Origin of the sequence: Bradyrhizobium sp. Bra78 (assembly GCF_024519855.1) — a bacterium.
GTDB lineage: Bacteria > Pseudomonadota > Alphaproteobacteria > Rhizobiales > Xanthobacteraceae > Bradyrhizobium > Bradyrhizobium japonicum_G.
In genome coordinates this window covers 577,712-592,990 of sequence record NZ_JALJRE010000001.1, presented here as the reverse complement: position 1 = coordinate 592,990, position 15,279 = coordinate 577,712, and the positions used below count along the sequence as shown (strand labels likewise).

The 15,279-nt window shown below is 65.1% G+C and carries 14 protein-coding genes; 7 read left to right on the top strand and 7 right to left on the bottom strand.

Annotated elements, in window-relative coordinates:
• Positions 1 to 150: 150 nt before the first annotated feature.
• From OC450_RS02810 to OC450_RS02795, 4 genes are all read left to right on the top strand, one after another.
• Positions 151 to 339, top strand: coding sequence for a DUF4169 family protein (locus OC450_RS02810; protein WP_211384582.1), 189 nt, complete (start codon positions 151 to 153; stop codon positions 337 to 339).
• Positions 336 to 590 (top strand): ribbon-helix-helix domain-containing protein, encoded by a 255-nt coding sequence (locus OC450_RS02805; RefSeq protein ID WP_211384581.1) that lies wholly within the window; start codon positions 336 to 338, stop codon positions 588 to 590. The genes OC450_RS02810 and OC450_RS02805 overlap by 4 nt, the downstream gene beginning before the upstream one ends.
• A 114-nt stretch (positions 591 to 704) precedes the next feature.
• Positions 705 to 980 carry a ferrous iron transport protein A gene (locus tag OC450_RS02800; protein WP_211384580.1) on the top strand — a complete coding sequence of 92 codons (276 nt, stop codon included), beginning with the start codon at positions 705 to 707 and terminating at the stop codon, positions 978 to 980.
• Positions 981 to 1,002: 22 nt separating this feature from the next.
• Positions 1,003 to 2,874, top strand: a complete 1,872-nt coding sequence (locus OC450_RS02795) for a ferrous iron transporter B (protein ID WP_262047123.1) — start codon at positions 1,003 to 1,005, stop codon at positions 2,872 to 2,874.
• Positions 2,875 to 3,115: 241 nt separating this feature from the next.
• On the opposite strand, the gene OC450_RS02790 is transcribed toward OC450_RS02795, so the two are convergent.
• Entirely contained in the window at positions 3,116 to 4,777 is a 1,662-nt protein-coding gene (locus OC450_RS02790) for a hypothetical protein (protein ID WP_262047122.1), read from the bottom strand.
• A 312-nt stretch (positions 4,778 to 5,089) separates the two neighbouring features.
• Here OC450_RS02790 and OC450_RS02785 point away from each other — a divergent pair, with 312 nt between their 5' ends.
• On the top strand, positions 5,090 to 5,587 hold the full coding sequence (locus OC450_RS02785; protein WP_262047121.1) for a GNAT family N-acetyltransferase: 498 nt from the start codon (positions 5,090 to 5,092) through the stop codon (positions 5,585 to 5,587).
• Between the two features lie 12 nt (positions 5,588 to 5,599).
• Here the strand turns inward: OC450_RS02785 and OC450_RS02780 are convergent, their stop codons facing one another.
• Together OC450_RS02780 and OC450_RS02775 are read right to left on the bottom strand one after the other, a co-directional pair.
• On the bottom strand, positions 5,600 to 6,085 hold the full coding sequence (locus tag OC450_RS02780; RefSeq protein WP_262047120.1) for a YkgB family protein: 486 nt from the start codon (positions 6,083 to 6,085) through the stop codon (positions 5,600 to 5,602).
• A 177-nt stretch (positions 6,086 to 6,262) separates the two neighbouring features.
• Entirely contained in the window at positions 6,263 to 6,856 is a 594-nt protein-coding gene (locus OC450_RS02775) for a TetR/AcrR family transcriptional regulator (protein WP_211384576.1), read from the bottom strand.
• Between the two features lie 98 nt (positions 6,857 to 6,954).
• Between OC450_RS02775 and OC450_RS02770 the strand changes: the two genes are divergently transcribed.
• Positions 6,955 to 7,692, top strand: coding sequence for a 3-oxoacyl-ACP reductase family protein (locus OC450_RS02770; RefSeq protein WP_211384575.1), 738 nt, complete (start codon positions 6,955 to 6,957; stop codon positions 7,690 to 7,692).
• Positions 7,693 to 7,733: 41 nt separating this feature from the next.
• Here OC450_RS02770 and OC450_RS02765 read toward each other — a convergent pair whose 3' ends face one another.
• From OC450_RS02765 to OC450_RS02750, 4 genes are all read right to left on the bottom strand, one after another.
• Positions 7,734 to 7,982: a hypothetical protein gene (locus OC450_RS02765; protein ID WP_211384574.1), complete on the bottom strand. Its 249-nt coding sequence runs from the start codon at positions 7,980 to 7,982 to the stop codon at positions 7,734 to 7,736.
• 47 nt (positions 7,983 to 8,029) lie between these two features.
• A complete protein-coding gene (locus OC450_RS02760) occupies positions 8,030 to 9,154 on the bottom strand; it encodes a DUF2336 domain-containing protein (RefSeq protein ID WP_211384573.1) in 1,125 nt (374 codons plus the stop codon).
• Positions 9,155 to 9,500: 346 nt separating this feature from the next.
• A complete protein-coding gene (locus OC450_RS02755; RefSeq protein WP_262047119.1) occupies positions 9,501 to 13,160 on the bottom strand; it encodes an AsmA-like C-terminal region-containing protein in 3,660 nt (1,219 codons plus the stop codon).
• Positions 13,161 to 13,292: 132 nt separating this feature from the next.
• A complete protein-coding gene (locus OC450_RS02750; RefSeq protein WP_262047118.1) occupies positions 13,293 to 14,525 on the bottom strand; it encodes a cytochrome P450 in 1,233 nt (410 codons plus the stop codon).
• Positions 14,526 to 14,657: 132 nt separating this feature from the next.
• Here OC450_RS02750 and OC450_RS02745 point away from each other — a divergent pair, with 132 nt between their 5' ends.
• Positions 14,658 to 15,269: a TetR/AcrR family transcriptional regulator gene (locus tag OC450_RS02745; protein WP_211384570.1), complete on the top strand. Its 612-nt coding sequence runs from the start codon at positions 14,658 to 14,660 to the stop codon at positions 15,267 to 15,269.
• Positions 15,270 to 15,279: the final 10 nt, after the last annotated feature.

The window sequence follows — 15,279 nt, the reverse complement described above, 5'->3', positions numbered from 1 at the left end:
CCTCCACCGGGCGAAATTCATCGTTTGATGGTCCAAGGGCCGATTGACGAGGACAAGCGAATGGCGATCAAGTCTTGTGGGGCGCCACGCGGCCCCCTGTTTCTGAAATTTTCATCCTGCCTGCAGAGGATCGGATGATGGAGACGCGGCATGGGGAACGTCATCAACCTGAATCGTTTCAGGAAGCGCGCCGAACGGGAAACCTCGGCGAAGCAGGCGGACGCCAACCGGGCGAAGTTCGGCCGCACGAAGGCGGAACGGTCGGCGGAGCAGACGCGCGCGGACCAGGCGAAGGAACGCCTGGACCAGCATCAGATCGATCGCGAGGAACAGCCATGAAATCGCCGGTCGTGAAACGGTCGATCGTCGTCGCCGGCCACAAGACCAGCGTCAGCTTGGAAGAGGCGTTCTGGAACGGCATGAAGGAGATCTCGGGCCTGCGCAATATGACGCTGTCCGAGCTGGTCGGCGAGATCGACGGCAACCGCCAGCAGGGCAATCTGTCCTCGGCGATCCGCCTGTTCGTGCTCGACTACTTCAAGAGCCGCGCCATGGCCGCCCTCCAGCCGGACAAGGTCCCGGCCCAATAGGCGTTGGGGCTTCGCCCTCGGCGCGCCCGGCTCTGCACTTTAAAATCGCTCTAAGGTGCAGTTTCGGCCGACCCGCGCGCTTGACCTCGATGCCCTGCGTTGAAAATACAGGGCATGACCGAAACCAATGACACGCGCCCGCATATGCCGCTTGGTCTGGCCCAGCGCGGCTACACCGGCGTCATTCAACACCTTTCCGTCAAAGAGGCGGCCTCGGCGCTCTCCGACATCGAGCTCGAGAGCCGGCTGATCGAGCTCGGCTTCGTCGAGGGTGCCCGGGTCGAGGTCCTGCACGAGGGGCTGGTCGGGCGCGACCCGATCGCCGTGCGGGTCGACAGCATCACGATCGCGGTGCGTCGGCGCGAAGCCATGGCCATCATCGTCGCGTGATGCGGCCGGACCAGTAAATCCCATGGAATTACCCCTGCTGCATCTCGCCCTGGTCGGCACGCCCAACAGCGGCAAGACCTCGCTGTTCAATGCGCTGACCGGCAGCCGGCAGAAGGTCGCGAACTATCCGGGCGTCACCGTCGAGCGCAAGGAAGGCTTCTTCGTCACGCCCCAGGGCCGCCAGGTCTCGGTGGTCGACCTGCCCGGCACCTATTCGCTGCGCGGCCGCAGCCCGGACGAGGAGATCACCCGCGACTTCGTGCTCGGCAAGGCCTCCGGCGAGACGGTGCCCGATCTCGTGCTGTGCGTGGCCGATTCCACCAATCTGCGCCTGACCATCCGCCTGCTGCTGGAGCTCAAGCGCACCGGCCGGCCGATGGTCCTCGTGCTCAACATGTTCGACATCGCGGCCCGGCGCGGCATCACCGTCGACGTGGAGCGGCTCGCCAAGGAGCTCGGCGTCCCCGTGGTCACCTCGATCGCGGTGCGCAAGGGCGGCACGGCCGACCTGCTGACGCTGACGGACGAGATCTCGGCAAGACTCGCCGCCGAGCCGCAGGAGAATACCTGGCGCGCGCTCAGCGTCGGCGAACTGCGTTCCACCCAGCGTGAGGCCGACCGCATCATCGCCGACTGCGTCAGCCTGCCTGCTAGACCCGACACCTGGACCGCGCGGATCGATGCCGTGGTGCTGCATCCGGTCGGCGGCCTGATCGTGCTCGCGGCTATCCTGTTCGTGATGTTCCAGGCGGTGTTCGCCTGGGCGCAGCCGCTGATGGAGCTGCTCAACTCGGGCTTCGACGCGCTCGGCGAGTTCGTGCACTCCACCCTGCCCGCCGGCCTGCTGCAGAGCTTCCTGCAGAACGGCGTGATCTCGGGCGTCGGCAGCGTCATCGTGTTCCTGCCGCAGATCATCATCATCTTCCTGTTCATCCTGCTCCTGGAAGATTTCGGCTACATGGCGCGCGCCGCGTTCCTGATGGACCGCATCATGGGCGGCGCCGGCCTGCACGGCCGCGCCTTCATTCCGCTGCTGTCGAGCTTTGCCTGCGCCATTCCCGGCATCATGGCGACGCGCGTAATCGACAACAAGCGCGACCGGCTGACCACGATCCTGATCGCGCCGCTGATGACCTGCTCGGCGCGCATCCCCGTCTACACGCTGATCATCTCCGCCTTCATTCCGGCGAAGGACGTCTGGGGCTTCGTCAACCTCCAGGGCCTCGTGATGTTCGGCCTCTATGCGGCCGGCATCGCCAGCGCGCTGGCCGTCTCGTTCCTGATCAAATTCTTCATGCTCCGCGACTATGCACCGGCGCCGTTCATGCTGGAACTGCCCGACTACAAGATGCCGCGGCTGAAATCGATCGTGATCGGCGTCACCACGCGCGCCAAGATGTTCCTGCACCGCGCCGGCACCACGATCTTCTCGATGATGGTGCTGATCTGGTTCCTGGCCTCGTTCCCGCAGCCGCCGGCGGGCGCCACGGAGCCCGCCATCGACTTCAGCCTCGCCGCGATCATCGGCAAGGCGCTCGAGCCCCTGCTCGCCCCCGTCGGCTTCAACTGGCAGATCGCGGTCGCGCTGATCCCGGGCATGGCGGCCCGCGAGGTCGCGGTCGCCGCCCTCGGCACCGTCTATGCGATCGAAGGCGGCAAGGAAGCGGCCGAGCAGATCGGCCAGGTGCTGGCGACGAAATGGTCGCTCGCGACCGCGCTGTCGATGCTGGCCTGGTACATCTTCGCCCCGCAATGCGCCTCGACGCTGGCCGTGATCCGCCGCGAGACCGGAAGCTGGCGATGGATGGCAGTGACCTTCGGCTACATGCTGGTGCTGGCCTATGCGGCGAGCCTTCTGACCTACAATATCGCGGTCGCGTTGGGGGCGGGATAGAGCCCCCTCAAACCAAAGCTGCGAAAACAACCCCATGCACAGTAGACGGAAGCTGTGAGATCAATGGGTTAGGCAAGCACGAAATCATCCGACCGTAGCCCGGATGGAGCGGCTTCCGCCTTTGCTCCTCGAGCTACGGCGGACAAGCCGCTCCATCCGGGCTACCGGCAAAGCGCCGGTTGACCCGTCGGGCAAAACACCGGCACAATGCCATCATCGCCATGACCGACCGTATCCGGGATCATGCCGGCTTGTGAGCCAGCACTGCTCCAACGCGGTCCTTCTTGAGCGCGAACTGGGCCGCCAATGCGAGGCCGAGTGCCAGACAGAACGTCGTGCCGGCCGCAATGAAGCGCAGCTTGCTGGTTTCCCAGATCGCCCCTTCCTGTGCCGTCATCGACAGCAAGGGCGGAAGAAGCAGGAACACGTTGGTTGCCGCAAAGCCTAGGCAATTGGACAGCCGCCACGCGACCGTTCGTACTGAATTATCGATGTCCGGCAGATCGGAGCAGCTTTGCCTGTCGAGATAGTACGAAATATAGACGGTCACGAGCGCCGGCCCGAGCCCCCACTTCAACATCGCATAGTAAAGACTGGCAAGGGACATTTCCCGCAGATTGCCCTCGCCGAAGTAATGCACGGCCACCGTCAGACCCGCGGGCCCCACGACGAGCGCGACCAGAAAGCTCCAGCAATAGGTCGTGAGGTGCGACTGATCTGAATTGCTTCCCAGAGAAGACATCGCAAATCGAAGCAAGAGAACGACGACGATCGCGAATCCATAATTGCAGAGCGAATACATGACCCATGCCATCGAGCGATTGGGGTCTTGCGCCCAGACGATACCCCTGCCCTGCAGCACGTCATACACGACGGCCGAAATGGTCACGCCCAGATAGACGGAACAGATCAGTGCAATGATATAGACGATCCAGTATCGCAACGGATTGTCGTGAATGGGAGCATCGATTTCGATGCCGAACTTGCTGGCCTCGTTGCGCAGGTCAATTCGGGACCCGTTGCGGTAGATCAGGTAACACGCGACAAGCCGGGCAAACCGGTTGTAGAGGTCTTTGATCAATTGCGTGGCCTGGGGCGCGGCGAGCCCCATCAGCGTGCCGGCTTTCCACTGGCTCATTGTCGGCGCCGCTTGCTGGAAGTCCGCCATCAGCTTGTCGAAACCAAAGCTGTCCTCGGTGAAGAAGGTGGCGTCATCTCCAGTGTCGCGCCCCTGCGTCAGCCACCATTTCATGTAGCAGATTTCCGCCCACATCCGATCCGGGGTGTTCGGATCCTTGCGGAAGTCCTGATCGACGACGTCCGGCGAATTCGCGATGACCTTCGAGAGCACGTCCTGTGGCACGCGCAGCGAGAAGCGGATTTGCGCCATGATCTGCTTGGCGAGTTGAGGCACGCTGATCCAGCTCTGGATCACGTCGCGGACCATCAGCAGGACGTTCCACTGAGCCTCCTTTGTCAGGAGGAACAGATACACGGCCCCCATTGCGGCGACGACGGTCAGATAGGGCGCGGACTGACTTTTCGCGGCCTCTACGACGGCTTCCGGAATTGCGGGAACCAGCGGCGCCAGGGCGATGACGTCGCGGTTCTCATGGATGAGAAGAAGGAAAAAGCCGCATGAGAATACGACGAAGATGAAACCGCCCAGTCGATACTGCTGCCGGGTCGTCATGTATCGAGGGAAAGTCGGGACTTCGGCAATGGTGACCGCACGGCCAAACGCTTGCCAGGCCAACCGGCCTGCCACGACAAGGCCCAGCAACGTGATGGACCAGCGTACCAGCGAAGGTAGCAGTTCGGACGCGGCGTCGCCGACCTGATCCAGCGAGGCCTGTGTCGATAGTAGAATGGAAACGACAATTCCCAACACGATGCTAGCCATAGCCTGAACTCCCTCTTGCTCGAGATAGTTCGTACGGGCCGCTCTACGCGGAATTAGAGCATACCGTAAGTCCGGAGCGACTACGTGTGTGTGAGGCAATTCACACCCTCTGGGCGTTTTCGTCCAACTCTCTCAGTCAGGAGAACACGATGCCGTGTCCGGCACGCCCCCGACATCCCGACAAGGCGAGCCGGAAAACACAATCCCGGTGCGGCCGGGATTGCAGTCACAGCGACCGTTGCGCTAGCACTGCACGCGAAGACTCCTCGCCGGCGTGGTGACGTCCGGCTCAGAAAGCTGCTATCTGTCTCCATGGATCATTTCAGCACCAGCAGACTGACCGCGGAGAGGCTGAACGAAGATCACTTCGACGATCTCGTCGCGCTGCATCTCGATGCCGAGGTGTCGCGCTATCTCGGCGGCGTGCGCGCACCCGAGGTGACCAGGACCTATCTCGGCACCAACATGGCGCATTGGGACCAGCACGGCTTCGGGCTCTGGGTGCTGCGATCGAAGGACGGGACATTCGCCGGACGGGCGGGCATCCGCCACATCATGGTGGACGACATCGACGAGATCGAGATCGCCTACGCGTTCAAGCGCGAGTTCTGGGGCCAGGGACTGGCAAGCGAGATCGCGACGGCGCTGACGGACATCGGCCTGTCGCGATTCGAGCTGCCGTCCCTCATCGGCATCGTCTATGTCGGGAACGGCGCGTCCCGCCGGGTGCTGGAGAAGTCGAATTATCTGCTCGAGCAAAGCACGATACGCCACGGCAATGACGTCGTGATCTACCGCATCCGGCGGTGAGGGGCTTGACGCTCAGCCGGTGCGCAGTCGGACAACCGACCGCGGCAAAGAGGCGAGAAATAACACCCCGCAAACGCACAGCAGGACGATATCCTTGAACAGAAATTCGCCGGTCAGATTCCACGCCATCGGATCGGACGAAAGGCTCCATTTGACGACGCCCGGCGTCGCGAAGAAGAACGACCACGTGATCGCGAAGGTCACCATGCCCATGAACGAACCGAGCGCGGACATGACCGGACTGAAGCTGCCGGCCGCGAGCAGCGCCGCAATCACGAATTCGGCGACACCGAGAAAATAGGCCTCTCCCCTCAGGCCGAACACCGACAGCCAGGAGATGAACGGGCTGTTGCTGATGAACTGAGCGATGCCCTGTGCGGATTGCAGCGTGAATTTCTGCATTCCAAACGAGACGAATACGATCACCATGACCCAGCGCAGAATGGCGAGCGAACGATAAGAACCGCCGCCATTCTCGGCGACGTTGAACCCTTTCATGTGACGATGTCTCCCCTGACCGCGCGCGCAACTGTTGGCGAACGGAGCGTTCGCTACGCCCTTTACGGAGGGGAGCGTCACTCGTTACAGGCGCGGCCGAGGTTCCCCGATCACAGCTGCGTGCAATGGGCGTGTCCGCGTCGCGGTCGAGACGCACGCGTTGCGGACAGACTCGCTCTATCCGTTCCCCGGCCACGCAGCCATCGCCGCCTTGGCTGCGCCTCTCAGTTCCTCGGGCGTGGCGCCGTCCTTGGCCTGGATCGCCATGCCCTGGAAGACGCTGAGATAGAACCGGCTCAGGGCCTCGATGTTGGTCGCGGCGGGCACTTCGCCGTTGGCGACCGCCCCCTCGATCCGCGCGCGCAGATTGCCGAACATCTCGAGCCGGACCTTCCTGATGGCGCGTGCAATCGCGGCCGGCCATTCGTCGCTGACGGCGCCCAGCACGGCCATGCAGCCGGCCGGAGCCGTCCGGGATTTCGGCAGGGTCTCGGCGGCCCCGATCAGCAGGTTCTCGATGCCGGCCCGCGCGGTTTTTCCTTCCGAGAGCCTGTCCCAGACCGATTGCCCGTGGGTCAGGACGTAATGCTCGATCGCGGCGAGATAGAGCGCCTCCTTGCTGTCGAAAGCCGCATAGAGGCTCGGCGAGCGGACGCCCATGGCGTCACAGAGATCGTGCATCGAGGCCGCCTCGAACCCCTTGCGCCAAAACAGGAGCATGGCGGCTTCGAGTGCTGCCTCGCGGTCGAATTCCCTGGGACGTCCGGCCATCGCTCGCTTTCTGTAATGATCAACACATAATTGACTTGACGCCGCCGTTCAAGACTCCACATATTCTGTGTCGATCGTTACAGAATTGGAGAGAGCAAATGAATCTGGCAGGAAAACGGGCCCTGGTCACGGGCGCAAGCAGGGGTATCGGTGCAGCCATCGCAAAGGCGCTGGCCGCGGAAGGCGCAGATGTTGCAATTACTTACGAGAAGTCGGCAGACAGCGCCGGAGGCGTCGTTGACGCCATCAAGGCGGAGGGGCGGAACGCCGTGGCGATCCAGGCCGACAGCGCCGATGTCGCCGCCGTCCGGGCCTCGGTCGACAAGACCGTCGCGGCACTGGGCGGGCTCGATATCCTGGTCAACAACGCCGGAATTCTGCGATTGGGCGGCCTCAACGACATCTCGCTCGGGGATATCGATGCGCTGCTGAACGTCAACGTCCGTTCCCCGATTGTCGCGAGCAAGGCCGCACTGCCCCACCTCGGCAAGGGCGGCCGCATCATCACCATCGGCAGTTATTTCGCCGACCGCGTGCCGTCGCCGGTGCTCGGCGTGTACGCGGCGTCGAAGTCGGCGCTCGCCGCCTTCACGAAGGCGCTTGCGCGGGAGCTTGGCCCCAGGGACGTCACGGTCAACCTGGTGCAGCCCGGCTCGATCGACACCGACATGAATCCTGCGAGTGGCCCGACCGCGGAGACATTGAAGCAGTTCATGGCGCTGGGCCGGTACGGCGCGACGGACGATATCGCCAATGCAGTCGCGTTCCTCGCCAGCCCGAAGGCCAAGTACATCACCGGCTCGACATTGACCGTCGACGGCGGCGCGAACGCCTAGACGCCGAATGAGCACCCGGCGGGGCGCGGCCCGGCCGAGTTCTACCGGAAATATCCCAGCACGAGATCGAGGTCCGAGTTGCCGGCGACCGTGCCGTTCAGCTCGGCGTCGATGACGCGGCGGCACGCTTCGATCGCGGCGTGGTCGCCGAGATCGTTGGCGGCCTCGAGCACGAGCCATGCGGCATCGACCGAGGCCTTGTCCGGCGCGCCGCCGATATCGCCGGCTGCAGCCGTGTTGAGGGACTTGTTCGGACTCTTGCGAATTGCGGTGCCGAATTGAGGCAACATTGCAAATACTCCCCTTCGAATTCCGGGATGATGCTCAGTGCACCCGTTCAGTGGATCTGGAGCTCGGGCTGACGGCCCGAAACGGAATCGGCACCCGCGCCGGTCTTGCGCGACTGGTAGAACTTCAGAACGCTGCGCGAGGTCTCGGTCTTGAGCCGGCCGAAATCACGCTCATTGTCGTGAAGCTCGCGTGCCGTGATCAAATGATCCTTGGCGCCGAGGAACAGCAGCGACATCGTCGTCTCCCAGGAGAAGTCGAGCGCCTTGCACAGCACCAGGATCATCTCGCGGTTGCGGTCCATCATCGCGCGCTCGATCACGTCGACCGGCAGCGCGGACAGCAGCGACAAGCCGATCTGAACCTCGTCGAAGCGGTGCTGGCGTGCGTAGTTCGAGATCGATTCCTGATTGAGGTTGCCCTGCCGATACTGCGTCGTCACCACGCGCTTGGCGACGAAATAGCTGCGCGACGAGGGGCCGAACTTCGACTGCAGGTCGCCGGTGACCTCGGTCACCGAACTCTGGATCTGCGCCATCATCTCCGGGCGCTCGCTCTCGAGCCGGCGGCGGACGTCTTCCGACGCTTTCGAGATCAGCTGCTGGAAGACGTGACGCGGCACGTCCTTGCGCAGGCCGAGCTGCTCGGCGAGGATCGAGTCGCCCTCGGCGCGGCGGACCATGTGGAGGAGGCCCGAGCCGGAGAAGCGAGCACCCTCGTTCTTCGCAACCGACGTCACGACCTCCTGGTTGCCCCGCTTGACCAGCACGTCGGTCACGGCCTCGCCGATCGATTCGCGCTGGGCGATCGCGAGCAGATGCGCCTGCCCCTTGGTCAGGGCGTTCTCGATCAGCATCTTCTCGTCGATACGCGTGGAGTCGCGCAGCACGGGACCGGCGACCTCGATCTCGTCGTCCGAGGCGAGTTTCTCGATGACGTTGAGCGGAGCATGATCGCACGCCGCCATCAGCTCCGAGAGCTGCGCGCGCGCGGCGACCTCGATCTCTTCGGCAAGCCGGCCGATGACCTCGCCGAACATGCTGATCTCGTCGTCGCTGTAGCGGCCGGTGATCAGGATGTCGGTCGCATGCCACAACGCCTTGGTCCGGCTTTCGTCGGTGCCGCGAGCGATCGCGTCGTCCAGATCCTGCAGAAGCGTTTTCGCCCCGTTCATGTCGATCACCCCAGTTCTCAAACCCAGTTCTTGGCGAGCCGTCCTGCTTGCGTCGGCAGGACGCCGAATTCCTCTGGAGACTAGGGAACAAACGCGCAAATCCAGTAAAACCGGCAGAGCAGTTTTGCCGACAATATTCATTCAAATGCGAGGGAATGGATTTACCACCGCGTAACGCGGGAGGTTCACTCCCTCTCCCGCTTGCGGGAGAGGGTTGGGGAGAGGGTGCCTCAACAGAGGGATTCTCCCAGAGGAGAGAGCCCCCTCCCGCGCCTTCGGCGCGACCTCCCCCGCAAGCGGGAGAGGTAAGAGCAGCCCGCGGCCCAACCTCCCAACCACGACGCCCTTACGGGTTCGACGGCGTCAAAACCAGCGGCGGCTTCGGCCTGGGCTTTGCGGGCGGCGGACCCGGGGCCGGCCGCACGTCGATCGGCGGCGGCAGCGGCGCGGCCTGCTGGCTCGCAAGCGGCGGGCTTGCGTGTGGAGGACTTGTGAGTGGAGGACTTGGCGCGGCGGGCGCGGCCAGCGGCGCCTTCGGCAGCGGCACCGCCTTCGGTTCAATCCTGGGCTTGGGCGGCGCGCGGCGCGGATCGCGGCCGGGCATCGGCACGTCCAGCAGCGGCGGCTCCGACAGCGGCTCCGGCGAGACCAGCGTCGGCAGCGCGGCGGTCGCGGGCGGCGGCTCGCCGCGCTCGATCGCGTCGAGCCGGCGCGTCTCGCGGTCGATCGTTCGCACCGCAAGCCACGAGGACAGCGGCGCGAGATCGACGGTGCGGCTCAGCTTGTCGGGAGGACCTGCCGCAAACAACTGGATCTCCGGCGGTGCGCCGGAGAGCCCGGTCATGATCGGCGTCAGGCTGGCGCGGATGTCGGCCTGGTCGGCGGGAATGTCGTAGCCTCCGGAGACGATGGCACGTGCGTTCTTTGCTTCCAGCGACGTCGCGCCGACGCGCAGTCGGCCGTCACGGATCGTGAACGGAATCTGTGCCGAGGCAACCGCGATCGGAGCTGCCGACAACGCAGGCTCGACCAGCTGCCGCAGCCTGGCGTCGTCGGCGACCTGGCCGCCGTCGCTGGCGCGGATGGCGATCTCGAAAGCACGGGGATTGAGGCCTGAGATTTCAGCGGCGTCCAACGTCACCGTGCCGTTGCCGGCGAGCGCGCCGGTCAAGGCCGCAACACTGCGGCCCTGGCTGGTCAGCGCCATCTGCAACGAGGCGCGTCCCTTGGGCAGCGCGAGATCGCGGTAGCGCAGCGCCGTCGCATCGACATTGCCGAGCTCGATGCGCGCGCTCAGCGCAACGCCGCTCGGGCCATTGCGCACGTCGAGACTCGCCGACATCTCGCCGCCGCCGAGGCCGCCCTTGAGCGCGTCGAGCGCGAGCGACTGGCCGTCGCTCCGGATCGTGCCGCCAAAGGGGCGCAGCTCGATGCCGCCCGGAAGCATGCCGCGCAAGGCCTGGAAGGCGATGCGGCCGCGCCAGCCACCGAGAAGACCCGCACCCAGCGGCTCGCCGGAATCATGGCCGGCCGCGCCGATGGCCATTGCGAGCGCGGGCGCGAAGTCGAGCGTATCGAGGCCCACCTCGCCATCGACGCTCTTCTCCTGATCGAGCGTCATCGCGAGATGACCGCGCAGATGCGAGCCGGCCGCGCCGCCGTCGAGATCGTCGAAGGTCAGGCGGTTGCCGGAGAGGCCGACGCGCGAGGACAGGTTGACGGTCCGCACCGATTGGACGGCTGGACCGGTTCCGAACAGCGGCGCCAGATTGGCGTTGCGTACGCGAAGGTTCACGCTGCCCTTGAGCTCGGACGACAAGTCGACGCTGCCTTGCGCGTTCGCATCCAGCCCGCCGCCGCTGAGCTTTGCACTCAGTTGCAATGGCCGCCGCCAGGCGCCGCTCAGCCTGCCCTCGAATTGAGAGGCCCCCTCGCCCGCGGCCACCACGCGATCGAGCCCGAACAGCGCCAGCAGTGCGCCGGCCTGCGGCGTCGATATCTTCGAGTCCAGCGTGAAGTCGCTGTTGCGCAAGCGATCGATATCGATGCCGTTGATTGCGGCGACCGGCGTCCGGGCGGCCAGCGTCGCGATGGCCTTGAGCTGCGGCGCGTCGAGATCGAGCACGGCACGGGCGTCGTTGCGATCGGCATGCTCGGCGTTGGTGTCGAGACTGAGGTCGAGCTTGAGGCGCGTCGCCCCGGGCAGCGACGGCATCGCGTCGAGCCGCGCGCGGACCGAGGGCGCAATCGGCTCGAGCAGCGCCGTGAGGTCGCGCAGCGAATTGGCAGAGGATTTCAGCGTCAGCTTGCCCGTGGCCCTGGCGCGGTCGAAGCTGCCGCTTGCTTCCGTGGTCACGCCGCTGGCCTGGCCGAACCGCAACTGCTCCAGCGACAGCGCTGCAGGACCGTAGCCGAGCTTCGCCGCAAACGGCCGCAGTTCCTGGCCCGCGGAGATCGCGCGGCCGATATCGAGCGACAGCTTCGCCTCCTCCGGCCATTCGCCCTGCGGCCCGGCAAGCGCGCGCGCGAAGCTTGCGGCGGCATCGAGGTCGAGGCGGTCGGCCTTGAGCTCGGCGTCGATCCGCGAGCCCTTGCTCGCGCCGGTCTGGACGAAGGCGATGCGGCCTTCGACCGCGCCGCCCTCGATCTCGGCTTTCAGCCTGTCGATGGCGAAATGATTGGCGGCGATCGTCACGTCACCGGCAAGCCGCAGCGGCCGCGTGCTGCGGCGGTTGACCTCGGTGCGGCCCTGGAGCCAGGCCACCAGCGTATCGGGATCGGAGGATTCGATGCTGAGGCGGCCGCTGAAACTGTCGGCGCCGGGCGTCGCGCCGTTGAGCGAGAGCTGCGTCATGCCGGGCGCGCGCAGCTCGAGCCGCTGGAACGTCCAGGACCGCCCGTCGGTCGCTAGCTCCGCGGTGATGTTCTGGAGCGGACGGCCGCCGAGCATGATCTGGTCGGAGTTGAACTCGATCTGCGCGGGAACGGGCGCCTGCGGAATCGCGGCGAGGCCCGCGCGCAGCGCCGGCATGACACGCTGCGGATCGGTATCGTTCCTGGCCGTCAGCTTGTCGGCGTCGACCTGGCGTGCCGACAGGACCGCACGCAACAGCGGCGAAGCGCCGAACCTGAGGTCGCCGACGCCGCCGAGCTTCAGCGCCGTGTCTTCGGGGCCGAAACTGGCATCGATCTGCTCGAATTTCGCGCCCGCCGGATCTGCCTTGAGTTTTGTCGTGAGCTTCCACGGCATCGGCCCCGCTTCGCCCGCCTTCCTGATCGCGGGCACGGCCAGCGTCAGCGCACCCTCGAATTTCGGCAGGCGATTGTCGAAGGCAAGCACGCCTTCGAGATCCGCGAGGATGGCACGCTCGCCCGGGTCGATGTTGAGATGGAGACGGGTGGCGCTGCCGTCGGCGCTCGGACCGGAGGAGACGCGGAACGGATAGCGCACCCCGGTCGCGGTGAAGCTGCCGTCGCCGCGGACCGATCCGGCCAGAGAGCGCACGTCGCCGGAGAAGGCGATGTCGTTCAGTTCCAGCGTCGAACGGCTGGCGGCGTCATGCAGCGCGATGCGGCCGGTGAGGTTCAGCCGCTCGATCGCCAGCGAGGCCAGATTGAAGGTACCGCTTGCGGTGGAGGGCAAATCGACCCGCCCCCTGGCATCGAGGCCGAGATCGACCGCCATGCCGTTGACCGAAAGCTCGGTGGCGCGCCATTCGCCGCGCATCAGGGAGCTCAGGCTGAACTCGACGTCGAGCTTGTCGGCGCGCAGGCGGCCGAGATCGTTGTTGCCGCCGAAAGTGACGGCGCGCAGCCGCAGCTTCGGCGCCGGCAACAGCCGCGCGTCGAGCTCACCCGCCACCCGCACCGGCACGCCGATGATTCGGCCCGCCTCCGCCTCGAACTGGGGCCTGAACTGGTTCCAGTCGATGAAGTAGGGCCCGATCAGCGCGGCCAGCAGCGCAATGATGAAGGCAATCGCTAATCCGAGCAGCGTCGTCTGCACGGGTCTCCCCTCGGCCAAACCGGCCCGGGCCCAACCTGAGGGCCTCAGGCGCGCCGGAACAGCCCCTTATATAGAGGGAAGTGTGGCGAAGTCACAGCGACCGTTGCGCGCGGAGGTTAACGCTGGCGGCCGTCACCAGCTCGCCGGCAGCCGCTTCAGGCCGCGCAGCACGAAGGTGGGCCGCCATTCCGGGTTTTCGACGTCGTCGATGCGCAGGTCCGGCAGCCGGCGCAACAGCGTCGCGATGGCGATCTCGGCCTCGATGCGCGCCAATTGGGCCCCGAGGCAGAAATGGATACCGCCCCCGAACGACAACGGCCTCACATTCTGGCGGGTGACGTCCAGCCGGTCGGGCCGGTCGGGATAGACCGCCGGATCGCGGTTGGCCGAGCCCAGCAGGCAGAGCACCGACTCGCCCTTGGGGATCCGCTTACCGCCGAGATCATCAATCTCCTCCAGCGCGACGCGGCCGGTCATCTGCACCGAGGAATCGTAGCGCAGGAATTCCTCGATCGCATTGGTGATGAGGTCGGGCTGCGCCTTCAGCAACCCGAGCTGGTCTGGATTGCGATGGAGTGCCAGCAGGCCGTTGCCAATCAGATTGACGGTGGTCTCGTGGCCAGCGACGAACAGCAGCATGATGTTGGCGGTCAGCTCCTCGTTCGTAAGCTTGTTACCATCCTCCTCCGCCTGCACCAGCTGGGTGATGAGGTCGTCGCCGGGATCACGGCGGCGCAGATCGAACAATTGCTGGAAATACATCAGCGCCATCTGGATGCGGGCATTGCCTTGCTTGATCTCGTCCGGCGTCATCGGCGACGGCTCGAGGATCCGCACACCTTCACTCGATCCGGTGTGGAACATCTCACGATGGTCCGGCGGGATGCCGAGCATGTCGCAGATAATCGTGACCGGCAGGCGGTAAGCGAAATCCTTGATCAGGTCCATCTGGCCGCGATCACATATCGCGTCGAGCGTCTGGTCGACCACTTCCTGGATTCGCGGCCGCATGTCCTCAACTCGTCGCGCAGTAAAGGCCTTGACCACGAGACCTCGCAGGCGCGTGTGATCGGGCGGATCTGCCTGCAGCATGGTGTGGGACATGTTGCGGAAAATCGGCTGCGCCAGAATATCATCGCCGTAGCGCCGTTTGCTGCGGTCGGCATAGTCCTTTCCAAATCGCTTGTCGCGCAGCACGAGACTGACCTCGGCATGGCGGCTGGCGACGAAGGCGCCGAACGGCGTCACATGCATCGGATCGGTGGTGCGCAGCCGGTCAAAGTGTGGATAGGGATTGCGGATGAAGTCCGGCGACAGCGGGTTGAACAGGGGATCGCCGGCGGCGGATTGCAATTGCTCGTTCATGGTGACCTCACGTCGGTTGCCGCATGACACGATACGCCGGCTGCCCAAGTGCACGGCGTAACCATCCCTTGAACTCAATTATCAATCCGATACATTCTTGTATCGAGTTGCATTCTGCCTTAAGCTGCCCCGATGTCAAGGGTGAGAACCAGGCCAACCAGGGACGATACGCGCGACAGACTGTTCGAGGCAGCCGCCCGCGTGTTCGAGGCGGACGGCATCGGCAGCGCCAGCATCGAGGCGATTGCGGCGGCGGCCGGCTTCACCCGCGGCGCGTTCTATTCGAACTTCACGAGCAAGGACGAGCTGATCATCGCCATGCTCGAGGACCATGTCGAGCAGTCGATCCGGCGCAACATGGACATCCTCGCGCGGCACGGCAATCTCGACGACTTCATCGCGGCTTTGAAGGCGATGGATCGCGGCAAGCAGGATCCGCTCGGCCGCTCGCCGCTGCTGCACATGGAGATGATCCTGTTCGTCGCCCGCGCCGAGAAGCGCCGCCCGGAGCTGGCCAAGCGCCTGCGCGCGCGGCGCAAGCTGGTTGCCGACATCGTCGAGGCCACGTTGAAGAGCAGCGCAAGAGGCGACACGCTGGACCCGCCCTGGATGGCCTCGGTCGTGCTCGCGCTGGAAGACGGCTTTCGCCTGCACCGCCTGATCGATCCGGAGACGACGCCGGCCGACAGCTTTCTGCGCGCGATCACGGATTTGCGGCGCAGGACGGGATTGGCGTCGGAGTGAAGCGGCTGCA